Below are 24250 nucleotides of genomic sequence, written 5' to 3'. Positions count from 1 at the left end.
ACGTGTCTCAGGCGGCCTGTTTGGCAGTGACGAAGGCGGCGAGGCTCGCCACGTTGGAGAAGTGCGAGCGGGTGTCCTTGGCGTCGGCGTCGATCTTGATGCCGTAGCGTTTCTGGATCGCCAGGCCGAGTTCGAGGGCGTCCACCGAGTCGAGGCCCAGGCCTTCGCCGAACAGGGTCTGCTCGTCGCCGATATCGTCCGCGCTGATGTCTTCCAGGCCCAGGGCCTCGATGATCAGGTCCTTGATGTCATGGTTGAGTTGGGGATTGCTCATCTGCTGCGAGCTCCTTGATGAAGTACTGGTGCAAGTGATCGTTGAGTTTGCGCGAGGCCTGCGGGGCAGGGCCCTGGCTGGCGAACGCCTGGGGGTCGATGTCGTTGCCGACCCGCAAGGTGAAGTGCACGCGGCGGTCGGGGATGCGGTACCAGGGTTCGCATTTGGTCAGGGTGGTCGGGTTGACCGTGATGGTCACCGGGGTGATCACCCGTGCGCCGCGCAGGGCGATGGCCGCCGCGCCGCGGTGGAAAGAGGGCGCCTTGCCCGGGGCGGTGCGGGTGCCTTCGGGGAAGATCACCAGGGTCTGGCCGCTTCGCAGGCTGTCCACGGCGGTGTCGAGCATGTCCATGCTGCCGTCGTTGCTGATGTATTGCGCCGAGCTCACCGGACCGCGGGTGAAGGGGTTGGCGAACAGGCTTTGCTTGACCACGCAGTTGCTCTGGCGCACCAGGCCGATCAGGAACACCACGTCGATCAGCGACGGGTGGTTGGCGATGATCATCTGCCCCGGGCGGCCCAGGCGCTCGGCGCCTTCCACTTCATAGGTGAGCACGCCGCAGGCGGCCATGAAGCGGATGAAGCGCCAGAACAGCCAGCTGATGGTGTGCCGCGCCCTTTGCCGGTGGCGCAGGCTGTCGCCCGGCAGGCAGGCCAGCAGGGGGAAGAACAGCAGGCGCAGGAGCAGGCCACCGAGCCCGAACAGCAGGAAGCTCAGGGCGGTGGCCAGCAGACGCCAGGGCCAGGCGTCGCGGCGCGAGCGGCTCAGGCCTTGCGTTGCCAGTTCCATGTGCGGTCCTTCAGGGTGTGGGTACAGGTCGACCGTTCGTCGAGCAGGCTGCGCAGCCAGCTTAGGGCGTGGGGTTCGCCGGCGGGCGCTTGCCTGTCGCCATCCAGGGACAGGCTCCATTGATCGCCGGGGGTCAGCAGCAGGCCGAGGGCGTAGTCGCAGGGGACGTCGGTGATCCACGGGCTGTAGGCGGCGGGCGGGCGCTCCTCGGCAACGATGAGCAGCACCGCCGGGGCACCGTCGTGGAGCAGGCCGGCGGCTTCCACCACGGCCTGCTCGAAGCCGTCGCCTTCGCCGGCGATCGCCGTCATTTCCGCCGTTTCGCCACGCAGGATCGACCACAGGCCGATCACCGCGTTATGCACGGACAGGCTGAACTGGGTCGGGGACAGGGGCTGGGCAGCGGCGAGGTCGCTGAGAATTTCGAAGGTGCGCGGGGTTTCGCCATGCCGCGAGACGAACACCAGCGGCAGGTGCTCAAGACCTTCGGCCAGCGGCCAGCCCACGGCAAAGGCCATGCGCGCCAGGCGGCTGAGGCGGCGGCGTTGCATGGCGGGCAGGAACGAGACATCCGGCGAGTCTTCGCCTGCATCGATCGAGCGCTCGCCGAGACTCCACGCGCGCCATTGCGCAGCCGACTGGAGGCCGGGCGCCCAAGCGCGCCACTGACGGATATTGAATGTGATCAAGATGTATCTCGCCCTGAGGGACTTCCATTCCGAGGGGACTCGGAGCTACGGCCTGCGGGCGAAATCGCCGAGTAACGGGCATTATCCCGGTGCAGGGGGGGCGTCGTAAACAAAGTATTGCCATTGATTACGGAACCGAGCGCCAGTAACTGACCTCGAATGGCCCCGCGCATTTCGCCGGGCCGGGATTTCCCGACAAACGGCCTGCACCTGTTGTCGGTCGCCTTGGCCGGATCTTGAGCCTTTCAGTGCTGGTCAATCCGGCGGGCTGAACACATACTCGGTCATTCTTTGAAACACGGAGGTCTTTCCATGCGGCGCGTGGTGTTCAATCAGAAAGGGGGTGTCGGCAAGTCCAGCATCGCCTGCAATCTCGCGGCGGTGAGTGCCAGTGAAGGCTATCGGACCCTGCTGATCGACCTGGATGCCCAAGGCAACTCCACCCATTACCTCACCGGCCTGACCGGCGAGGACATCCCCATGGGGATTGCCGACTTCTTCAAGCAGAGCCTGTCGTCGGGCCCGTTTGCCAAGAAGAACAAGGTGGATATCTACGAAACCCCGTTCGACAACCTGCATGTGGTCACCGCCACGGCGGAGCTGGCCGACCTGCAGCCGAAGCTGGAGGCCAAGCACAAGATCAACAAACTGCGGAAGTTGCTCGATGAATTGAGCGAGGACTACGAGCGGATCTACCTGGATACGCCGCCTGCGCTGAACTTCTATGCGGTATCGGCGTTGATCGCGGCGGATCGCGTGTTGATCCCCTTCGACTGCGACAGCTTCTCGCGCCAGGCGCTGTATGGCCTGCTGACGGAAATCGAAGACCTCAAGGAAGACCACAACGAGGACCTGCAGGTCGAAGGCATCGTGGTCAACCAGTTCCAGCCCCGGGCCAGCCTGCCGCAGCAGATGCTCGACGAGCTGGTGGCCGAGGGCTTGCCGGTGTTGCCGGTATACCTCAACAGCTCGGTGAAGATGCGTGAATCACACCAGGCGTGCCTGCCGCTGATTCACCTGGAACCGAAGCACAAGCTGACCCAGCAGTTCGTCGATTTGCACTCGTTGCTCGAAGAGAACGCCTAGATCCCTTGGGTGCGCAGCCACTCCAGTAACTGCTGGAGTGGGAATGCGCCGCTCTGGCGTGAGACTTCCCGGCCGTTCCTGAACAGGATCAGGCTGGGAATCGAGCGGATATTCAATTGGCCAGCCAGTTCGCGGTTGGCTTCACTGTCCAGTTTCGCCAGCCGGCAGCGCCCGGCCAGTTGCCGTGCGGCCTGCTCGAAGGTCGGCGCGAAGGACTTGCACGGCCCGCACCAGTCGGCCCACACGTCGATCAGCAGGGGCAGGTCGCCCTTGATCTGGCTGGCGTAGTTGGCTTGCTTCAGCTCGAAGGGTTGGTCCAGCAGGACGGGTTGCTTGCAGCGGCCGCATTTCGGCGTGTCGCCGAGGCGCTCGGCGGGGAGGCGGTTGAGGCCGTTGCAGTGGGGGCAGGGGATCAGGAGTGGGTCGGTCATGGGGATTGGGTCCGGGGGCGGGTGTTGCTGGGTATGTGGCGGTGGGACCTGGAGTTTTCAATGGTCTTGCGGGCCTCATCGCCGGCAACGCCAGCTCCCACAGGTACTGCGCAGCCCTTGAAGATTGTGCTGACCCTGTGGGAGCTGGCTTGCCAGCGATTGGGCCCGGAACGGCACTGCATCAGTCAGGTCAGGAAAAAGTTCTCAGGCCCCGCTGAGCACCAGTGATTGTGTGGTGTTCTTTGTGGCCTCATCGCTGGCAAGCCAGCTCCCACAGGGTCCGTGTGCACCGCCAAACCCTGTGGGAGCCGGCGTTGCCGGCGATGAGGCCCGGGAGGTCTCAGGAAGAACAACTGATCTCCAGATGCTTCCCCCACTCCGGCGGCCGCTCGGCATAACCTTCCATCCCCGCCTGCTCCTCGAACGGCCGGGTCAGCACTTCATGCAGGCGCCGCACCTCGGAGAAGTCCCCGCCCTGCGCCGCTTCGATGGCCCGTTGCGCCAGGTAGTTGCGCAGCACGTACAGCGGGTTCACCCCGTGCATCCGCTCCCGCCGCCCGTCCGCATTGCCCGGCTCACGCCGGACCCGCGCCAGATAGTCTTCCGACCATGTGTCGAACCCGGCCAGGTCGACGAAATCATCCCTTACCACCCGCAACGCCTGCTCCACCGCCTGGTCGCCCAGCCTGCGGAAGAACAGGTTGTAATCCACCGCCCCCGGCTGCATCAGGCTGAGCAGGCGCTGGATCAGCACCTTGTCGCCGTCCTCCGCCGTGGTCAGGCCCAGCCGGCGGCGCATCAGGTCGAGGTAGTGCGCCTCGTACAATGGCAGGAACAACCCCAGCGCTTCCTGCAATGCCTCGACACTGATGAACGGCGTCAACGCCTGGGCCAGCGCACTCAGGTTCCAGTGCGCGATCGGCACCTGGTTGCTGTAGCTGTAGCGCCCCTGGTCATCGGAGTGGTTGCAGATGAACCCGGCATCGAAGTCATCGAGGAAGGCAAACGGCCCGAAGTCGAAGGTGATGCCGAGGATCGACATGTTGTCGGTGTTCATTACCCCATGGCAGAAGCCATAGGCCTGCCATTTGCCGATCAGCTCGGCATTGCGCTCGACGATGGTGCGGAACATCGCCAGGTACGGCTCGTCCGCCGCCTTGCATTCCGGGTAGTGCAGGTCCAGCACATGCTCGGCCAGCGCGCGCTGCTGCTCCGGCTGGCGGGTGTAGTAGAAGTACTCGAAATGCCCGAAGCGGATATGGCTCGGCGCCAGGCGCAGGACCATGGCCGCGCTTTCCTTGGTTTCGCGCCAGACCGGCGTGCTCGAGCCGATCACGCACAGCGCCCGGCTGCTGGGGATGCCCAAGGCATGCAGGGCTTCGGAAGCAAGGAACTCGCGGATCGACGAGCGTAGAACGGCACGACCATCACCCATCCGCGAGTAAGGCGTCTGGCCGGCACCCTTGAGGTGCAGGTCCCAATGCTCGCCGGCATCGTTCTGCACTTCGCCCAGCAGCAGCCCGCGACCATCGCCAAGCCGCGGGTTGTATGAACCGAACTGGTGTCCGGAATAGACCATCGCCCGTGGGTCGGCTTCCTCCCACAGCTTGTGCCCGCCAAACAGCTCGGCGAACACCGGCGATTGCGCTTCGGTCGGCTCCAGGTCGAGCAGGGCCATGGCTGCCTCGCTGACCACCACCAGCTGCGGATTATCGATCGGCTCCGGCAGCACGTGGGTGGAGAATGCATCGCCCAGGCGGGCGAAGCGGTTGTCGAAGGTCAGTTCGTCGAGGCCTTTCACGGGCGACTCCTTACGGCTTGGTCGTGTCGTCGGGTTTGGGCTGAACGGCGTCTTCCGTCGGGATCAGCTGCTTCTTGGTGCCCGAGGTATCCATCAGGAACACCTCGACCTGACGCACGGAAATCTTGATGTCGTGCTTCTTGAACTCGCGGTTGATGAAACGGTTCAACTCATCCAGCGTCGGGTTGCGGTCGCCGAGGTCGCGCACGTGCATGCGCAGCTCATGGTCCAGCGAGCTTTCGCCGAAGTTGAGGAAGTACACGATCGGCTCCGGGTCCTTGAGCACCCGTGGATTTTCCCGGGCGCCCTGGAGCAGCAGGTCGCGTACCAGGTCCAGGTCCGAGCCGTAGTCGATGCCGAGCTTCAGGGTGACCCGGGTGACCGTGTCGGTCAGCGACCAGTTGATCAACTGGCCGGTGATGAAGGTCTTGTTCGGGACGATGATGTCCTTGCGGTCGAAGTCGGTGATGGTGGTGGCACGGATGCGGATCTTGCTCACCGTGCCCGACAGGTTGCCGATGGTGATGGTGTCGCCGATCCGTACCGGGCGCTCGAACAGGATCATGATCCCGGAGATGAAGTTGGCGAAGATCTCCTGCATGCCGAAACCGAGGCCGACCGACAGCGCTGCCACCAGCCATTGCAGCTTGTCCCAGCTGACCCCAAGGGTGGACAGGGTGGAGACGAAGCCGACGCCGACGATCACATAGGACAGCAACGTGGTGGTGGCATAGGCGCTGCCCTGGGCCAGATCCAGCTTCGACAGCACCAGCACTTCCAGCAGGCCCGGCAGGTTGCGCGCCAGGGCCAGGGTGATGCCGACGATGACCAGCGCGCCGAGCAGGTCGCCAAGGCTGATCGGCACCATGCTCGCGGTGGCGCCGGTGCCGCTGGTGTACTCGTACAGGGTGAAGTTGTTCAGGTAGGAGAATACGCTGATCAGGTCCGACCAGACCCAGTAAAGAGCGACCAGGAAACCGCCGAGCAAGGCCAGGCGGATCAGGCGCAGGGACTGCTGGTTGACCTGTTCGATGTCCAGGGTCGGCTCTTCCACCGGCACTTCGCCGTCCAGGCCTTCCTTGGTCGCCTGGCGCTTGGCCAGGGCGCGCTGGTAGGCCAGGCGCCGGGCGGCCACGGACAGGCCGCGGACGAAGGTCGCCTCGATCACCAGCCAGAACATCAGCAGGTACAGGGTGTCGATCAGCCGGTCGGTGAGTTTCAGCGCCGTGTAGTAGTAGCCGAAGCACACCGCGACGAACAGGGCGATGGGCAGGGCGGTGAAGGCCACGCCGACCACCTTGCGGAACAGCGAGGTATTGCGGTGGGTCGGGCTGCTCAACAGCAGGCGACTGAGCAGCCAGGCCATCAGGGCATAGCAGGTCAGGACCACGCCGATGCCGAGCACGTCATCGGCCAGCGCCGACGGCTGCAGTTCGGCCACCGCAACCACGCCGACCAGGGCCAGGACCACCGCGCCAAGACGGCGGATCCAGCGCCGGAGGAACTCGACCTGCGGTTTCTGCCAGCGGAAATGCAACTCGGCCACACCGCCGGGCGCCAGGACCCGATAAGCGGTGTAGAACACCAGCCAGGCCTGGGCAATCTGCCAGAGCGCGGCGCCGAGGTTGGCGTTCTGTCCGCGGGCGTCGATCTGCAGGGCGTAGCTGCACAGGGCCAGAAGCAAGGCCAGGGGCAGGGCAAGGAGGATATTGATCAGGATCGCCTGGGGCGTGTGCCACTGGCTGTCGCGCTTGAAGTGGCCGACATCGCCATGCACCTTGCGCAACTGTTCATACAGGGCGTTCCGCCGCCACAGCAGGCCGCCGATCATCAGCAGCAGCGGGAGGAACAGCAGCGGTCGCTCCAGCAGGCCGTCGGCCAGTTCGGCGATGCCCGAGCCCCAGGGCAGGCTGGTGACCTGCTTCTGGAAACGTTCGGGCAGGGTACGCAGCCATTCAACGTCCAGCGGCTTGTTGCTGGGGATCCAGAACATCTGCTCGTCGAGGGTTGCACGCAGGTTCAGGGCGGTGCTGACCAGTTGCTTCTGGTTCAGTTGCAGGGTGATGGATTCGTTGAGCACCGCGCTGAGCTCGCGGTTCAGGCGCTCCAGCAGGTCGACCCGGGTGATCGCCACTTCCAGCAGGGCCTTGCGCAGTTCCGGGGTGTTCTGGTCGGCGCTCTGGTTTTCCAGGAGCTTGTCGACGTACTGGCTCGGGCTGCTGATCTGCTCGCGCTGCTGGTTGACCTCGAACTGGTACAGGCGGATATCGGCGATCTGGTCGGCCAGGTCGCGGTCCAGCTTCAGGTGCGGCAGGGCCTGTTTCTGCTTGTAGAGGATCTTCGACAGCAGCAGGCTGCCCTTGAGCACGTTGATCTGCTCGTCCAGGGCCTGGTCGGCCTGGGTCAGGCTGTCCAGTTGCTGCTTGGCCTTGAGGTTCTGCTGGGTGACTTCGTTGAGGCGGTCGGTGCTGCGCAGCAGGTAGTCGGAGAGCTTGAGGTTGGCCGCGCTTTCGGTGGCGAGCAGGGTGCTGCCGCCGGCCTTCTGGGCTTCGAGGGACTGTTCAGTAACGGTCTTTTGCGATTGGGCCAGGCGCTTTTCGTTGATCAGGGTCTGCAGGTCCTGGATTTCCTGTTCCAGGCGTGCGGCGCGCTCCATCAGCAGGTCGTGCTGGGCGTTGCCGAGGTCCTGCAGCAGGCTGTTGCCGGCCAGTTCCTGGCGGCGCAGCAGGGTCAGGGCGTTGAGCGAGGCCAGTTCGGCGTTGAGCTGGTTGCGCTGGTCGGCGGACAGGCTCTTGCTGCCGTCCTTGCCGAGCTTGAGGGTGGTGTTGATCTGCTGGCTGCGGGTCTGGTTGAGGCTGATCTCGGACTGGGCGCGCTCGGGCCGGGTCTGCGAGTTGATGATCAGGCTATTGGCTTCGGACAGGGATTTCTGCAACTCGCCCTGCTCGGTGGTGCGTTCGGAGAGCAAGGTTTCCAGCTGCGGCACTGTCTGGCTGGCATAGCGCTGGGCCACCGGCACCGGCTTGGTGGCGGACAGGCGGGCCAGCTCACGCTGGCTCTCGGCGGTCAGCCGGGGCGCGTCGGTGAGCTGCTGCTTGAGCGCGGCCAGGCGCTTGCTGTAGTCGTCGCGGCTGGCGAGGAACCCGAGGGTCTGCTCCAGCACCTGTTGCAGGGCCTTCTGGTCGGCTTCCGGCAATTTGCGGTCGGCGATCTTGTCCAGGCTTTGCTGGACGCTCTCGGTACTGGGCGGCTCCGCGGCGAAGGCGGAGGTGAACGACAGGCACAGCCCGAGCAGGGCCGCGCCGATAACAGTGCGCAGGGACATAGGCAGAAAATTCGTACAACCAGACTGGAAATTGGAGTTTAGAGGAACAGACCCGGGCCGGGGCGGCTTCCTTCGGGGAATTTGATCCCCACTTTCTGGATCTTGTTCCCGTCCATCAGCGCAACGGTCCAGGTGGTGTTGTTCCACTCGATCTGGTCGCCGACCACCGGCGCACCGCCCACCTTCTGCTGGATGAAGCGCGCCAGCGGCATGTGCGGGTCCTGGCCGTCGAGCTGCAGGCCGTACAACGCGGCTACAGCCCCCAGTTCTGCGTCACCTTCGAGGACGAAGTCGCCGAAGAAGCGCAGGTCCAGGCCGCGTTGCGGGGCCTGGCTGAACAGCTTGCCGAGGGCCGAGAGGTTGTGTTCGTGGCCAATCACGCAGAGCAGATCGCCCACTTCCAGCACCGTACTACCCGACGGATGGAGCAGTTGCTGGCCACGGAACAGGGCGGCGATACGGGTGCCCTCGGGCATTTTCAGCTCGCGCAGGGCGGCGCCGATGCACCATTTCTCGGCGCCGAGGCGGTAGACGAACAGCTCCCACTCGCTGGTGACATGCACTTCCAGGGCGGAACGGGAGATCGGCGCCGGGTCCGGCGGTACCGTCACTTTCAGCAGCCGGGCGACCCACGGCAGGCTGGTGCCCTGCACCAGCAGCGAGACCAGCACGATAAAGAACGCCAGGTTGAAGTACAGCTGGGCCTGGGGCAGGCCGGCCATCAGCGGGAACACGGCGAGAATGATCGGTACCGCGCCGCGCAGGCCGACCCAGGAAATAAAAGCTTTCTCGCGGCCATGGAAGGCCTTGAACGGCAGCAGGCCGACCAGCACCGACAGCGGCCGGGCGAAGAGGATCATCCACAGCGCCAGGGCCAGGGCCGGCAGGGCGATCGGCAGCAGGTCGTGCGGGGTGACCAGCAGGCCGAGGACCAGGAACATGCCGATCTGCGCCAGCCAGGCCATGCCGTCGAGCATGTGCAGGATGCCGTGGCGGCTGCGGATCGGGCGGTTGCCCAGGACCAGGCCGAACAGGTACACGGCGAGGAAGCCGCTGCCGTGCAGGGCGTTGGTCAGGGCGAAGACCACCAGGCCGCCGGCGATCACCAGGATCGGGTACAGGCCGCCGGCCAGGTTCATGCGGTTGACCAGTTGCAGCATCAGCCAGCCGCCACCGAGGCCGAGCAGGCCGCCGATGCCGAACTCGCGCACCAGGTGCAGGAGCAGGCTCCAGTGCAGGCCGGTCTGGCCGCTGGCGATCATGTCGATCAGGGTCACGGTGAGGAATACGGCCATCGGGTCGTTGCTGCCGGATTCGATTTCCAGGCTGGCGGTGACCCGCTCGTTCAGGCCTTTGCCGCCAAGCAGGGAGAAGACTGCGGCGGCGTCGGTGGAGCCGACGATGGCGCCGATCAGCAGGCCTTGCATCAGGTTCAGGTCGAACAGCCAGGCGGCGGCCATGCCGGTCAGGCCGGTGGTGATCAGTACGCCCACGGTTGCCAGCGATAGCGCCGGCCACAGCGCCACGCGGAAGCTCGCGACCCGCGTGCGCAGGCCGCCGTCGAGTAGGATTACGGCGAGGGCGAGGTTGCCGACCAGGTAGGTGACGGGATAGTTGTTGAAGATGATGCCGCCCCCATCGACCCCGGCGACCATGCCGACGGCGAGGATGATGACGAGAATCGGGATGCCCAGACGCGAAGACAGCGAGCTGACCAGGATACTTGCCCCTACCAGCAATGCGCCGATGAGGAACAGGCTGTTGATGGTGCTCGCATCCAAAGGCAGTACTCCGGGGGACATCGCGGGAAAAAGAGGACCGTGCTTGCTCTTGCATAAGCAGGTCGCGTGCCAACCGATTCTAACCTGATGAATTGGCGGGCTGTAAAGCGTTTCCGCAGATGTAGAAAAGGCACCTGGGTCAGGTGCCTTTTCATGTGTTGCCTGTGCTGGCCCTATCGCTGGCAAGCCAGCTCCCACAGGGTCACCACTGCCCTTGAGAGCAGCACTGTACCTGTGGGAGCTGGCTTGCCAGCGATGAGGCCAGTGCAGGCCCCATCAATGCATCAGGCCTGCTTCACTTCACGCAGGGCCTTGCCTTTGACCGGCGCGCCGTTCGCCACGTAGTACTTGGCAGTACTGCGCGGCAACGGCTGGCGATTACGGATCTTGTCCGCGATTTTCTCGGCGATCATGATCGTCGTGGCATTCAGGTTGCCGGTGATGATGATCGGCATGATCGAGGCATCGACCACCCGCAGGCCTTCCATCCCGTGCACACGGCCCTGGCCATCGACCACCGCCATGTCGTCTTCACCCATCTTGCACGAGCAGGACGGGTGGAACGCGGTCTCGGCGTGCTCGCGGATGAACTTGTCCAGCTCCTCGTCCGTCTGCACATGCTCGCCCGGGCTGATCTCGCGGCCGCGGTAGGCGTCCAGTGCCGGCTGGGCCATGATTTCGCGGGTCAGGCGGATGCCATCGCGGAATTCCTGCCAGTCCTGCTCGGTGGCCATGTAGTTGAACAGGATGCTCGGGTGCTGGCGCGGATCGCGGGATTTCGCCTGGATACGGCCACGGCTCGGCGAACGCATCGAACCCATGTGCGCCTGGAAACCATGCTCCTTCACGCCATTCGAGCCGTTGTAGTTAATCGCTACCGGCAGGAAGTGGTACTGGATGTTCGGCCATTCGAATTCCGGACGGGTGCGGATGAAACCACCGGCCTCGAACTGGTTGCTGGCGCCGATGCCGGTGCCGTTGAACAGCCACTCGGCACCGATCGCCGGCTGGTTCCACCAGAGCAGCGACGGGTACAGCGACACTGGCTGGGTGCAGGCGTATTGCAGGTACAGCTCGAGGTGGTCCTGCAGGTTTTCACCGACGCCCGGCAGTTCGTGCACCACCGGAATGTTCAGGCTGTCCAGCAACTCGCGGGAGCCGACGCCGGAACGTTGCAGCAGCTGCGGCGAGGCGATGGCGCCGCTGCAGACGATGACTTCCTTGCGCGCACGGGCTTCCACGCGCTCTTCGCCGGAGCCGACCAGGTAGGTCACGCCGACGGCGCGCTTGCCTTCGAACAGCACGCGGTCAGTCAGGGCGTGGGTGACGATGGTCAGGGTCGGGCGCTTCTTGGCGGTGTCCAGGTAGCCGCGGGCGGTGCTGGAACGACGGCCGTTCTTGGTCACGCTGCGGTCCATCGGACCGAAGCCTTCCTGCTGGTAGCCGTTGAGGTCTTCGGTGCGCGGGTAACCGGCCTGCACGCCGGCTTCGACCATGGCGTGGAACAGCGGGTTGTTGCCGGCTTTGGGCGTGGCCACGCTGACCGGGCCTTCGCCGCCGTGGTAGTCGTTGGGGCCGATGTCACGGGTTTCCGCCTTGCGGAAATACGGCAGGCAGTCGAGGTAGGTCCAGTCTTCCAGGCCGGGCAGCTTGGCCCAGCCGTCGAAGTCCAGGGCGTTGCCGCGGATGTAGCACATGCCGTTGATCAGCGAGGAGCCACCGAGGCCCTTGCCGCGACCGCATTCCATGCGGCGGCCGTCCATGTGCGGCTCCGGATCGGTCTCGTAGGCCCAGTTGTAGCGGCGACCCTGCAGCGGGAAGGCCAGGGCGGCGGGCATCTGGGTGCGGAAGTCGGCGCGGTAGTCCGGGCCGCCGGCTTCCAGCAGCAGGACGGTGACGCCTTCGTCTTCGGTCAGGCGGGTGGCCAGGGTGTTACCGGCCGAGCCGGCACCGACGATGATGTAATCGAATTCCATGGGGGATCTCCCATTGAGCGGCAAGCTACAAGCTGCAAGAAAAGCAGTTGAGCGGCGCTTGCGTGATTGGAGGTGTCCTGCAAGGGCCGGTGACGTTACGCCGACCGGCTCTTTCTTGCAGCTTGAAGCTTGATGCTTGGAGCTGTCGGTCAGAAGACCGACGTGTAGTTGCCCAGCTCGACCTGGACCGACTTGATGCGGGTGTACTGGGCCAGCGAGCTGACGCCGTTCTCGCGGCCGACGCCGGACTGCTTGTAGCCACCGACCGGCATTTCCGCCGGCGACTCGCCCCAGGCGTTGATCCAGCAGATGCCGGCTTCCAGCTGGTGGATGATGCGGTGCGCGCGGCTGATGTCGTTGGTGCAGACACCGGCGGCCAGGCCGTACTCGGTGTCGTTGGCGCGACGGATCACTTCTTCTTCGGTTTCGTAGCTGAGGATGCTCATCACCGGGCCGAAGATCTCTTCCTTGACGATGGTCATGTCGTCGCGGCAGTCGGTGAACACGGTCGGCGCAACGAAGGCGCCCTTGGCGAATTCACCCTCGGTCAGGCGCTCGCCGCCACACAGGACGCGGGCACCTTCTTCCTTGCCCTTGGCGATGTACGACAGGACGCTTTCCATGTGCGGGAAGCTGACCAGCGGACCGAAGTTGGTGTTCTCGTCTTCCGGGTTGCCAACGCGGATGCGCGCGACACGTTCGACGATCTTGGCTTCGAAAGCCGCCTTCATCGACGCAGGAACGAACACGCGGGTGCCATTGGTGCAGACCTGGCCGGAGCTGTAGAAGTTGGCCATCATCGCGATGTCGGCGGCGCGGTCGAGGTCGGCGTCTTCGCAGATGATCAGTGGCGACTTGCCGCCCAGTTCCATGGTCACTTCCTTCAGCGAGGAGCTGGAGGCGCTGGCCATGACCTTCTTGCCGGTGGTGGTGCCCCCGGTGAAGGAGACTTTCTCGATGCGCGGGTGCTCGGTCAGCCAGGTGCCGACTTCGCGGCCGCTGCCGGTCAGGACGTTGAACACGCCGTCCGGCAGGCCGGCTTCGGTGTAGATCTCGGCCAGTTTCAGGGTGGTCAGCGAGGTGACTTCGCTCGGCTTGAAGATCATCGCGTTGCCGGCGGCCAGGGCCGGGGCGGATTTCCACAGGGCGATCTGGATCGGGTAGTTCCACGCGCCGATACCGACGGTGACGCCCAGCGGCTCGCGGCGGGTGTAGACGAAGGAGGAATCGCGCAGCGGGATCTGCTCGCCTTCGATGGCCGGGACCAGGCCAGCGTAGTATTCCAGCACGTCGGCGCCGGTGACGATGTCGACGTAGCGGGTTTCCGAGTAGGACTTGCCGGTGTCCAGGGTTTCCAGGGCGGCCAGCTCGTCGTTGCGCTCGCGCAGGATGTCGACGGCGCGACGCAGGATGCGCGAACGCTGCATGGCGGTCATCGCAGCCCAGACTTTCTGGCCGCGCTCGGCGCTTTCCACGGCGCGCTCGACGTCGGCCTGGGTAGCACGTTGCACGTGGGCGAGGACTTCGCCGTTGGCCGGGTTGATGGCTTCGAAGGTGGCATCGCTGCCAGCGTCGACATAACCACCATCAATGTAGAGTTTTTGCGTTTCGAAACGGGCCATAGTGTCCTCGCAAGTGCAATGTGATTGGCTAGCCGGCGGTTGCTCCCGAAGGTGTGCGGGAGGCTTTGCGCGGGGTTTCAGAGGCCTGGGTCTGGGTGTCCGGGCTCGTCTGTTTCGCCAGTTGTAGATCCATGTATTCGTAAGCGATCTGCTGCGCCTGTTGGGTGTCGAAGCTGTCTCCCGACAGCGCCCCGCGCAGCCACAAACCGTCGATCAACGCTGCCAGGCCACGGGCTGCGCTGCGTGCTTCAGGCAGCGGCAGCACCCGGCGGAACTGGCAGCACAGGTTGGAATACAGGCGGTGATCGTTGATCCGCTGCAACCTGTGCAAGGACGGCTGGTGCATGCTGGTGGCCCAGAAGGCCAGCCAGGTTTTCATTGCCGGGCCGTTGACCTGGCTGGCGTCGAAGTTGCCTTCGATGATCACCTGCAGGTGGGCGCGCGGGCTGTTGTCCGTGAGTGCCTGGCGACGGGCGGCGACGCCCTCGCTCAATACCGTCATCAAGTGCTGCATGGTCGCTGCGATCAGGCCGTTCTTGTCCCGAAAGTAGTGACTGATGATGCCATTCGACACACCGGCCAAACGGGCGATCAGCGCAATGCTGGCATCACCCATGCCGACCTGGTCGATAGCCGTCAACGTGGCTTCGATCAACTGCTGGCGGCGAATGGGTTGCATACCGACCTTGGGCATCTGGCAAATCTCCTCAGGCCTGCGAGCAGACGACAAGCGGCTGACTCGGCGAAGGCCAGTCTATTTTGTTTTGATTGAACGTTCAATCAACAAAGAATAAGCTCTGCGACAATTCGTACCATTGACAGGGTTTCGGGCCGGTCAGAAGTCACGAATTGGCACCCCCGAAAAGACGTGTACCCCCGCAAAACAAGGTGTTTCACGCGCACAGACGCACCGTTGGACCGCTGTGCCCCAGGCCGTGCAAGCCAGGAGGCGCAACCCTCGAGCCGGGGTTTTGCAGCAGGTTTTCAGCGCATTCGTATTGGGATCACGGTTTTTCAAGGTGCTTTTATATCACCTGAGGCGATGGGGCTATTGCACCAATTGCCCGGGTGACGGGTCGTTGTCCCTTTTTCCTACGCACCGCCTTGGAGCATCCGTGCAATGAGTTCTGCCTCCCTGATCAAGACCCCCGCCGAGAGGGTCCGGGTCAACAGCGTGGTGTTTTTCACCTCGACGCTGCTGATCCTCTGCTTGACCGCCTTGCTGATCGCTGCCCCTGAAACCGCCGGTCATGTGCTGAGCCAGGCCCAGGCCTGGTTATCGCGCAGCTTCGGCTGGTACTACATGCTGGTGATCGGCGGCTACCTGCTGTTCGTCATCGCCATCGCCTTCTCCCGCTACGGCAAGCTCAAGCTCGGCGGCAAGGACGACAAGCCGGACTTCAGCTACGGCGCCTGGGCCGGCATGCTGTTTTCCTCGGGCATCGGTATCTCGCTGCTGTACTTCGGCGCCTCCGAGCCGCTGGACCATTACTTCAACCCGCCTGAAGGCGCGCCGGCCAGCCTGCAATCGGCCCGCGAAGGCCTGCAGCTGACCTTCCTCCACTGGGGCCTGCACGGCTGGGCGATCTACGCCCTGGTCGGGCTCGCCGTGGCCTACTTCGCCTACCGCCACAACCAGCCGCTGGCCCTGCGCTCGGCGCTGTACCCGCTGCTGGGCGAGCGCTGGGTCAAGGGTGCCGCCGGTCATACGGTGGACATCTTCGGCATGTTCGTGACCCTGCTGGGCCTGGTGACCAACCTCGGCATCGGCTCGATGCAGGTTTCGTCCGGCCTGGAATACCTGTTCGGCATGGAGCACAACAACACCAACCTGCTGATCGTGATCCTGGTGATGAGCACCGTGGCCACCATCGCGGCGGTGTCCGGTGTGGAAAACGGCATCCGCCGCCTGTCCAACCTGAACATCATCCTGTTCAGCGGCCTGCTGCTGTTCGTTCTGCTCAACGGTCCGACCCTGCACCTGCTCAACGGCTTCGTGCAGAACATCGGTGATTACCTGAACGGCGCGGTACTGAAGACCTTCGACCTCTACGTCTACGAAGGCGACGGCGCCAAGTCCGAGCGCTGGCTGGGCCTGTGGACCCTGTTCTACTGGGCCTGGTGGATCTCCTGGGGCCCGTTCGTCGGCATGTTCATCGCACGGATCTCCCGTGGCCGCACCGTCAGCGAACTGGTTGCCGGCGTGCTGCTGATCCCGCTGGGCTTCACCCTGGCCTGGCTGTCGATCTTCGGCAACACCGCCCTGGACCTGGTGATGAACCACGGCGCCGTGGAACTGGGCCGCACCGCGCTGGAACAGCCGTCGATGTCGATCTACCAACTGCTGGAGCACTTCCCGGCGGCGAAGATCGTGGTCGGCGTGGCGATCTTCGTCGGCTTCGTGCTGTTCCTCACCCCGGCCGACTCCGGCGCGGTGATGATGGCCAACCTCTCGTGCAAGGGCGGCAGCGTCGATGAAGACGCGCCGCACTGGCTGCGTATCCTCTGGTCCGCGATCATCACCCTGGTCACCGTCGGCTTGCTCTTCGCCGGTAACTTCGAGGCGATGCAGACCATGGTGGTGCTGGCCGGCCTGCCGTTCTCGGTGGTGCTGGTGGTGTTCATGTTCGGCTTGTACAAGGCGATGAAGCAGGACAGCCAGGTCGAGCAGGAGCAGGCTGAACTGGCCGCCCGTGGCCGTCGTGGTTTCAGCGAGCGCCTGAGCCAGCTGGACCTGCAGCCGACCCAGTCGATCGTCCAGCGGTTCATGGACAAGCAGGTCAGCCCGGCGCTGAAGGAAGCGGCGGCGCAGTTGCAGGCCATGGGCCTGGAGGTGCAGACCCGTCTCGGTCAGTCGCGTTCGGCGATGGGCCTGCGCATCGAGATGGAAGAGGGCAATCCGTTCGTCTATGAAGTCAGCCTGGATGGCTACATGGCTGCGCCGAGCGAGGCGCCGGTGGAAGGTGAAAGCGAGGTTCGACAGCGCTTCTACCGTGCCGAGGTGTACCTGCACAACGGCAGCCAGGAATACGACCTGATGGGCTTCACCCCGGACCAGATCACCCGGGATGTGCTGGATCAGTTCGAGAGTCACCGGCAGTTGTTGGGTCGGGTTTACAGCTGATGTGAAGAAAGGGCCTGTTCAGGCCCTTTCTTTTTGGGTTGTTGCTGCTGGCCCTATCGCTGGCAAGCCAGCTCCCACAGGGACCGCGTGCACCGCAAATCCTGTGGGAGCTGGCTTGCCAGCGATAGGGCCAGTGAATCCAGAAAATCTTTCAGAGCCGTACGCGTGCTATGCCTCCCTGAATCTCCAGGCGGGTTTCATAGCCACGGGACAACGCCGCAAACCGCTCCAGAATCCCCGTCGCCTGCTCCCCCTCCGCCAACCGCGGCCGCCCCCGGCGATGAATCGCTTCCCCCAGCCCCAGGCTCACCGGATGCAACTCGATCCCGGTCAGCGTCCGCCCCTCGAACGTACACACCGGCACCACCGTCTCCCAGAACCGCGCATCCGCCGGAAAACTCCGGCTGCCATTCCCCGTCCTCTGCAGGAACACCTTCGACGGCGTCTGCTGCCGATCCACCCGGAACTGGTCATAACTGTCCACCGGCAAGCGCTCCACCAGCTCGTTCTGCCCGATGAAATTGCCCAGGCTGTAGAAGATCGGCTTGCCCTGGTACAGCTCCATCCCGCGCAGCAGGTGCGGGCCATGCCCGACCACGATATCCACCCCGGCATCGATCAGCCGGCGCGCCACCGGCTGGATGAACTCGGCCGGCGCTTCCAGATCCCATTCGCCCTGCTCGTTGTAGCCCAGCTCGTGGGCATGCAGGCTGACCATGACGATATCCGAGGTCAGCCGCGCTTCCTCGACCCAGCGCAGGATCCCGTCCACATCCTTCTTCCGCGCCAGCGTCCGCAGGCGGGTGCGCGCGCCTTCGCGGAACAGCAGCGGGGTGAAGGGCCCGAATACCTGCAGCGACGGGTCGGGCAGGGGATGGGCAAAGCCCAGGTCCACGGCGCCCTGATACAGCTTGTCCAGGCCCAGGTCGGCGATCAGCCGGCGTACCTGCTCCATCTGCTCGGTGTTCACCTCGTGCAGGGTATCGTAGCCCAGCGGGTTGAGCCCCGGCCGCCCGGGCATGTCGCGGCTCTGGTCGCTGGCTTCCTGGCCCTTGCCGTAGGTGGAGCTGCACGCCAGCAAGGCCACGGTCCCGGCAGGCGTGGTGCAGTACACCGGGCGCCGCGCCTCTTCCAGGTTGCGCCCGGTCCCGGCGAACAGCAGCTCGCGCCGGCACAACTGCTCATGGGCCGCCTGCAGACCGCTGATGCCGTAGTCGAGGCTGTGGTTGTTGGCGGTGGAAAACAGGTCGAAACCGCCGTCCACCAGCTCGTCCAGGACCCAGGCCGGCGCGCCGAAATGCGAGCCGCCGCTTTCCAGCGCCGGGTCGCCGGCGAAGTCGTTGGGCAGCACTTCCAGGTTGGTGAAGCTGACGTCTGCGGCGCGGATCAGGTCGAACAGCGGGCGCAGGGTCTGGTCGGCGCGGCTGTGCAGGCGGCGCTGCAGGATGCTGTCGCCGGTCAGGGCAATCTTCATGGGCGGATCTCGGTGGTTTTTCGCCGACTCTAGGCCAAGCCCGGCCGCGCCCCGTACTGAATCCGCTGCATCCCCATAGCCGGCGGTTATCGGCCCGGCGTCACCTGCGCATTTGGCTATGGGCATCACTTTTTTTCAGAGGCCGGGGCTGTGACTCGCTGCTTACCATGCATCCCGCCCGGCGCCCGGCAACGCGGCGTTCGAGGAATGGCTTTCACATGAACAGCAGTTCAAGGCGCAGAGCACCATGAAAAGAACAACAAACACCATCGCCGTCTTGCGGCCTCGTGCAGTGCCCTTGGCCGTGAGCCTGGCACTCGGCGCCGCAAGCGCCCAGGCCGCCACGTTCAACCTCGGGGAAATCGAAGGTCGCTTCGATTCGACCCTGTCCATCGGCGCCAGCTGGGCCATGGCCAGTCCGGACCGCGCCTTCATCGGCAGTCGCAACGGCGGCAGCGCCTCCACCCAGACCTCCGACGACGGCCGCCTGAACTTCAAAAAGGGCGAGACCTTCTCGAAGATCTTCAAGGGTATCCACGACCTGGAGCTGAAGTACGGCGACAGCGGCGTGTTCCTGCGCGGCAAGTACTGGTACGACTTCGAGCTCAAGGACGAACACCGCCCGCTCTACGATATCGACGACAGCCACACCGACAACGCCGCCAAATCCTCGGGCGTGCAGTTGCTGGACGCCTTCGTCTACCACAACTACAGCATCAGCGACCTGCCCGGCACCGTGCGCGCCGGGCGCCAGGTGGTGAGCTGGGGGGAAAGCAGCTTTATCCAGAACGGCATCAACAGCATCAACCCGGTGGACGTTTCGGCCCTGCGCCGGCCCGGCTCCGAGGTCAAGGAAGCGCTGATCCCGGTGAGCATGCTGTATTTCAACCAGGGCCTGACCGACAACCTGTCGATCGAGACCTTCTACCAGCTGAAATGGGAGAAGAGCGTTGCCGACAACTGCGGCACCTTCTTCAGCAGCGATGTGGCGGCCAAGGGCTGCGACATCAACATGGCGATCAACGGCAGCGACTTCGACCGCGATATCGACGGCACCGGCAAGCTCGGCGGCTATGGCTACGTGCCGCGCCTGTCCGACAAGGACGCGCGCAACAGCGGCCAGTTCGGCGTGGCCCTGCGCTGGATGGTGCCGGAACTGAACGACACCGAGTTCGGCTTCTATGCGATGAACTACCACAGCCGTACCCCGACCAGCACCTGGACGGTGGGGCGCGGGGCGCTGGTCGATCCAGTCGGCGGCCTGGCCGGGCGTGGCGGGGTCAGCACCGCCCGTTACTACCTGGAATACCCGGAAGATCTCCGCCTCTACGGCCTGAGCTTCAGCACCACGATGGGCGCCACGGCGGTGGCCGGGGAAATCAGCTACCGGCCGAACATGCCGATGTCGCTCAATGCCAGCGACGTGTCGGCGGCTGCGACCCTCGGCGCCGCGGCGACCAACCCGCTGGTCAACGCCGGCCTGCCGATCTTCGACAGCGGCTTCGCCAGCTCGGTCTACGGCTCGCAGATCAACGGCTACGTGCGCAAGCCGTTCACCCAGGCCCAGGTCACCTTCACCCGTACCATCGACCAGTTGACCTTCATTGGCTCCGACCGCCTGACCCTGGTCGGCGAAGTCGGCTTCAGCCATATCGCCGACCTCGGCCCCACCGACGGCTCCGGCCTGCGCTTTGGTCGCAGCAGCGTCTATGGCAATGGCGAGCTGGCCAATGCCGGCACCGCGCCGCTGCTCGGCGGGATCTCCGGCAACGCCCTGTGCACCCGGACCGCCAACTCGGCCAACCCCGACCAATGCACCAGCAAGGGCTTCTACACCGCCAACTCCTGGGGCTACCGCCTGCGCGCCGGGCTGGAATATGCCGACCTGATCGGCGGCGTGGTACTGCGCCCGAACCTGTCCTTCGCCCATGACGTCGAGGGCTACGGCCCGACCTTCAACGAAGGCGACAAGTCGGTGAGCGTCGGTCTCGATGCCGAGTACCTGAGCCGCTACAACCTGAGCGTCAGCTACACCGACTACTTCGGCGGCGACTTCAACACCAACACCGACCGCGACTTCCTCGCCGTCAGCCTCGGCGTGAGCTTCTGACGCCCCCTGTTTCTGGAGCAGAGCATGATTCGCAACGCATTGATCCGCAGTAGCTGCCTGGCCCTGGGCCTGCTGGCCAGCCAGGTGATGGCGGCGGTGTCCGAGCAGGACGCCGCCCGCCTGGGCAAGGACCTGACCCCCATCGGTGCCGAGAAAGCCGGCAATGCCGACGGCAGCATTCCGGCCTGGAGCGGCGGCCTGCCCGCCAGCACCGGCGCGGTGGATGCCGGCGGCTTTATCCCCAACCCCTACGCCAATGAAAAACCGCTGTTCGTCATCACCGCGCAGAACGTCGCGCAGTACCAGGCGCGCCTGACCCCGGGGCAGTTGGCGATGTTCAAGCGCTTCCCCGAGACCTACCGCATCCCGGTGTACACCACGCACCGCAGCGTGACCCTGCCGCCGAAGGTGTTCGAGGCGGTGCGCGACAACGCCACCCGCACCACCCTGGCCGAGGGCGGCAACGGGTTGAAGGATTTCAACATGGCCATCCCGTTCCCGATCCCGCAGAGCGGCCTGGAGGTGATCTGGAACCACATAACCCGCTACCGCGGCGTGTCGATCCTGCGCAACACGGCGCAGATGAACCCGCAGGACAACGGCGCCTACACCGTCAGCATGATGAAGGAGCAGTTCGCCTTCCCCTTCGGCCTGAAGGACTACGATGCGCAGAAGATGCAGAACATCCTGTTCTACTTCCGCCAGGAGATCCTCTCGCCGCCGCGCCGGGCGGGCAGCGTGATGCTGGTCCTGGAAACCCTCGACCAGGTCGCCGAGCCGCGCATGGCCTGGATGTACAACGCCGGCCAGCGCCGCGTGCGGCGGGCGCCGCAGGTGGGCTACGACAGCCCCGGCGCCGAAGGCATGCGCACCTACGACGACTTCGACATGTTCAACGGCGCGCCGGACCGCTACGACTGGCAACTGGTGGGCAAGAAGGAGCTCTACATCCCCTACAACAGCTACGCCCTGGATTCGCCGACGCTCAAGTACGACGACATCATCCGCCCGGGCCACCTCAACCCCGACCACACCCGCTACGAACTGCACCGGGTCTGGCATGTGGTCGCCACCCTGAAGCCCGGCAGCCGGCATATCTACAGCAAGCGCGACCTGTATATCGACGAGGACAGCTGGCAGATCGCCGAGGCTGACGCCTATGACGGGCGCGGCAACCTGTGGCGGGTCTCCGAGGGCCATGCGCGGTTCTTCTACGACCAGCAGTTCCCCTGGCTGACCGCCGAGACCCACTACGACGTGCTCAGCGGGCGCTACACCGTGTCGGGGCTGCGTAACGAGGAGAAGAAGGACAGCTACGACTTCTCGCAGAACGCCTCGAGCAAGGACTTCACCCCGAACGCCTTGCGCGCGACCGGGATCCGCTAGGACGACCGGTGATCGCGGCGGGGCTGGCTTTCCGCCGCGATCCTTGGTCTATTGCGGCCCTTTTCCGTTGTTGGTGAATGCCCATGAAGTTGCATCAACTGCGTGCCATCGTCGCCATTTGCGAAAGTGGCAGCATCCAGGAGGCCTCGCGCCTGCTGCATATTTCCCAGCCGGCCCTGTCGAAAAGCATCAAGGAACTGGAGTCGGAACTCGGCGTGCCGCTGCTGGTGCGCTCCAATCGCGGCATCACCGCCACGTCCTACGGCGAGCACCTGGTACGCCGGGCCCGCCTGGTGGTGGAAGAAGTGCGCCGCGCCCGGGACGAGATCGAAACCCTCAAGGGCACCATGGATGGCCGGGTAACCATCGGCGTATCGCCGGTCACCCCCAGCCAGCAGTTCGCCGCCTGCATCCTCAGTTACCGCAAGCGCTACCCCAAGGTGCAGTTGCAGATCCACGAACTGCGCCCGGCCAAGCTCCTCGAAGGCTTGCGCGAGGGACTGCTGGACCTAGCCCTGACCTCGCACCCGCCGTCGCGCAGTGTCGAAGGCTTCGAGTGGCACGAACTGTATGCCCAGCCCACCACCCTGGCTGTGCGCAAGGGCCATCCGCTGTCGAAAGCCAAATCCCTGGCCGAATTGCTCGACCTCGAATGGCTGCTGCCCGACACCCTGGAAAGCTCCCTGGCCGGGCGCATGTTCGAGGAATGCGGGGTGACGCCGCCCCGGCGCGTGCTGGTATGCGCCTCGGTGGTGCTCTACGCGGAACTGGCGGCCACCACCGATGCGGTGAGCTCCTGGTCGCGGCGGGTGTTCGACCTGCCGGTGGTCTCCGGCAACCTCGACATGCTGTCGATCGCCGAACGGGTGCCCGGCACCGATATCTCCCTGGTCTGCCGCCCGCCGGAGCTGATGACCCGGGAAACCCAGATCATTGTCGACGACATCCTCTACGCCTTCAAACACCCGAGCACCCTGCGCTCGCCCCTCGATAACCAACCCTGATAAGCATGCCGATAGATGATTATCCGCCGCCCGGCGCCTGCGGCATCCTGCCCGCCTGACCAATGGAGGAACCCGTGCATGCTGTTCTCCCGACGTAACCTGGTGCTGGTGCTGCTGATGAGCGTGATGGTCATCAGCGTGCTGGACAAGAGCATCTTCGCCTTCGCCGGCGCGCAGATCATCGACGAGCTGAAACTGACCCCGGCCGAATTCGGCTTTATCGGCAGTGCGTTCTTCTTTCTCTATTCGATTTCCGGGGTTGCCGTGGGCTTCCTCGCCAACCGCTTCCCGAGCCGCTGGATCCTGGTCGGCATGTCGCTGGTGTGGATGGTTCCGCAGCTGCTGGTCGCGGTCAGCAGCAGCTTCATGGCCCTGGTCGCCAGCCGCCTGATGCTCGGTGCCGGCACCGGGCCGGGCACGGCAGTGACCCAGCATGCCTGCTTCAAGTGGTTCGGCCCGACCGAGCGGGTGATGCCAGCCTCGCTGATCCAGGTGTCGATCATGCTTGGGGCGATCTTCGCGGCGGTCAGCCTGCCGTTCCTGATTGCCCAGGTCGGCTGGCGCCTGGCCTATGCCGGGCTGGCGGCGCTGGGCCTGGTGTGGATGCTGCTGTGGCTGGCGTTCGGGCGCGAAGGCAGCCATGTCGATGCGGCGGCGCAACCGGTGAGCGGGCCGCTGCCGGGCTACCGGCGCCTGCTGCTGAACCGCACCTTCCTCGGCATTACCCTGGTCGGCTTCGTCGGCTACCTGCCCAATGCGCTGATCTACAGCTGGGTGCCGCTGTACCTGCAAAAGGGCCTGGGCATGACGCCGATGCAGTCGGGCTACGCGGTGATGTCGGTGACCCTCGCGGTGATCCTCTGCAACCTGCTGGTTTCGGCCCTGTCCCAGCGGGCGCTGGCCCGGGGCGCTGCGGTGCAGCGGGCGATGGTGGCGTTGCCGCTGGCCTGCTGCCTGGGAGCCGGGCTGGCCTTCGTCACCCTGGCCCAGGCCCACGGTCATCTGCTCGCCACCCTGGCGCTGTATGCCTGCGGCGCGGTGCTGATCAACGTGCTGCCGACCTTCGCCAACACCATCGTCGCCTTTATCGCCCCGGATGCCCGGCGCGGCTCGATGCTGTCGATCCATATCGGCGGCCTGACCAGCGCCGGCATGCTCGCGCCCTGGCTGGTGGGGCAGATGGTGGCGGGGCAGGGCGACGATATCGCCCGGGGCTTCGAACTGTCCCTGGTGCTGATCGGCGTGGCGATCCTCGCTTCGACCCTGCTGGCCTTCTGGCTGGTGCGGCCGCAGCTGACCCGCGAGCAATTGCAGGTGGCCGAGCCCCTACGCCAGGCGACCCTGCAACCCAACTGATTCCCGCCTGATTCCGTTTCC

Annotated in this window: 17 protein-coding genes; 6 read left to right on the top strand and 11 right to left on the bottom strand. The window is 64.9% G+C overall.

Translation table 11 applies throughout. The features are described from left to right. Positions 1-7 precede the first annotated feature (7 nt). From PSEMO_RS05440 to PSEMO_RS05430, 3 genes are read right to left on the bottom strand one after another with little or no spacing between them, the layout of a single operon-like run. Positions 8-274, bottom strand: a complete 267-nt coding sequence (locus tag PSEMO_RS05440; protein ID WP_075802118.1) for a phosphopantetheine-binding protein — start codon at positions 272-274, stop codon at positions 8-10. Beyond that, the gene (locus tag PSEMO_RS05435; protein WP_075802117.1) at positions 249-1064 is read right to left on the bottom strand and encodes a lysophospholipid acyltransferase family protein; all 816 of its coding nucleotides are present in this window, start codon (positions 1062-1064) and stop codon (positions 249-251) included. Before PSEMO_RS05435 ends, PSEMO_RS05440 begins: the two co-directional genes overlap by 26 nt. Continuing rightward, positions 1040-1753, bottom strand: a complete 714-nt coding sequence (locus tag PSEMO_RS05430) for a beta-ketoacyl synthase chain length factor (RefSeq protein WP_075802116.1) — start codon at positions 1751-1753, stop codon at positions 1040-1042. Before PSEMO_RS05430 ends, PSEMO_RS05435 begins: the two co-directional genes overlap by 25 nt. A gap of 312 nt (positions 1754-2065) precedes the next feature. On the opposite strand from PSEMO_RS05430, the gene PSEMO_RS05425 reads away from it, so the two are divergent. Next, positions 2066-2839 (top strand): ParA family protein, encoded by a 774-nt coding sequence (locus tag PSEMO_RS05425; RefSeq protein ID WP_075802115.1) that lies wholly within the window; start codon positions 2066-2068, stop codon positions 2837-2839. On the opposite strand, the gene trxC is transcribed toward PSEMO_RS05425, so the two are convergent. The 7 genes from trxC to betI form a co-directional block, all read right to left on the bottom strand. Next, positions 2836-3270, bottom strand: coding sequence for a thioredoxin TrxC (trxC, locus tag PSEMO_RS05420; protein WP_075802114.1), 435 nt, complete (start codon positions 3268-3270; stop codon positions 2836-2838). The two genes, PSEMO_RS05425 and trxC, sit on opposite strands and share 4 nt — an antisense overlap. A gap of 340 nt (positions 3271-3610) precedes the next feature. Further along, positions 3611-5071 carry a protein adenylyltransferase SelO gene (gene selO, locus PSEMO_RS05415; RefSeq protein WP_075802113.1) on the bottom strand — a complete coding sequence of 487 codons (1461 nt, stop codon included), beginning with the start codon at positions 5069-5071 and terminating at the stop codon, positions 3611-3613. Between the two features lie 10 nt (positions 5072-5081). Further along, on the bottom strand, positions 5082-8396 hold the full coding sequence (gene mscK, locus PSEMO_RS05410; RefSeq protein WP_075802112.1) for a mechanosensitive channel MscK: 3315 nt from the start codon (positions 8394-8396) through the stop codon (positions 5082-5084). 38 nt (positions 8397-8434) lie between these two features. Next, positions 8435-10177 carry a potassium/proton antiporter gene (locus PSEMO_RS05405; RefSeq protein ID WP_075802111.1) on the bottom strand — a complete coding sequence of 581 codons (1743 nt, stop codon included), beginning with the start codon at positions 10175-10177 and terminating at the stop codon, positions 8435-8437. Positions 10178-10461: 284 nt separating this feature from the next. Beyond that, positions 10462-12153, bottom strand: coding sequence for a choline dehydrogenase (gene betA, locus PSEMO_RS05400; protein ID WP_075802110.1), 1692 nt, complete (start codon positions 12151-12153; stop codon positions 10462-10464). A 149-nt stretch (positions 12154-12302) separates the two neighbouring features. Next, positions 12303-13775, bottom strand: a complete 1473-nt coding sequence (gene betB / locus PSEMO_RS05395; protein ID WP_075802109.1) for a betaine-aldehyde dehydrogenase — start codon at positions 13773-13775, stop codon at positions 12303-12305. A gap of 28 nt (positions 13776-13803) precedes the next feature. Continuing rightward, positions 13804-14469, bottom strand: coding sequence for a transcriptional regulator BetI (betI, locus tag PSEMO_RS05390; protein WP_075802108.1), 666 nt, complete (start codon positions 14467-14469; stop codon positions 13804-13806). A gap of 483 nt (positions 14470-14952) precedes the next feature. On the opposite strand from betI, the gene PSEMO_RS05385 reads away from it, so the two are divergent. Next, a complete protein-coding gene (locus PSEMO_RS05385) occupies positions 14953-16899 on the top strand; it encodes a BCCT family transporter (RefSeq protein ID WP_256721001.1) in 1947 nt (648 codons plus the stop codon). Between the two features lie 151 nt (positions 16900-17050). Here the strand turns inward: PSEMO_RS05385 and PSEMO_RS05380 are convergent, their stop codons facing one another. After that, positions 17051-18373, bottom strand: coding sequence for a CapA family protein (locus PSEMO_RS05380; protein ID WP_075802106.1), 1323 nt, complete (start codon positions 18371-18373; stop codon positions 17051-17053). A 247-nt stretch (positions 18374-18620) separates the two neighbouring features. Between PSEMO_RS05380 and PSEMO_RS05375 the strand changes: the two genes are divergently transcribed. The 4 genes from PSEMO_RS05375 to PSEMO_RS05360 all read left to right on the top strand — a co-directional run bounded on the left by PSEMO_RS05375 (position 18621) and on the right by PSEMO_RS05360 (position 24229). Further along, positions 18621-20483: a DUF1302 domain-containing protein gene (locus PSEMO_RS05375; RefSeq protein WP_075802105.1), complete on the top strand. Its 1863-nt coding sequence runs from the start codon at positions 18621-18623 to the stop codon at positions 20481-20483. Between the two features lie 24 nt (positions 20484-20507). Further along, positions 20508-21869 carry a DUF1329 domain-containing protein gene (locus tag PSEMO_RS05370; RefSeq protein ID WP_075802104.1) on the top strand — a complete coding sequence of 454 codons (1362 nt, stop codon included), beginning with the start codon at positions 20508-20510 and terminating at the stop codon, positions 21867-21869. A gap of 83 nt (positions 21870-21952) precedes the next feature. After that, positions 21953-22873, top strand: coding sequence for a LysR substrate-binding domain-containing protein (locus PSEMO_RS05365; protein ID WP_075802103.1), 921 nt, complete (start codon positions 21953-21955; stop codon positions 22871-22873). 78 nt (positions 22874-22951) lie between these two features. Then, on the top strand, positions 22952-24229 hold the full coding sequence (locus PSEMO_RS05360) for an MFS transporter (RefSeq protein WP_075802102.1): 1278 nt from the start codon (positions 22952-22954) through the stop codon (positions 24227-24229). Positions 24230-24250 lie beyond the last annotated feature (21 nt).

The organism is Pseudomonas putida (assembly GCF_001941965.1).
Taxonomy (GTDB): Bacteria; Pseudomonadota; Gammaproteobacteria; order Pseudomonadales; family Pseudomonadaceae; genus Aquipseudomonas; species Aquipseudomonas putida_L.
Note: the sequence above shows the minus strand (reverse complement) of the source record. Positions and strands in the feature narration are given on the sequence as shown.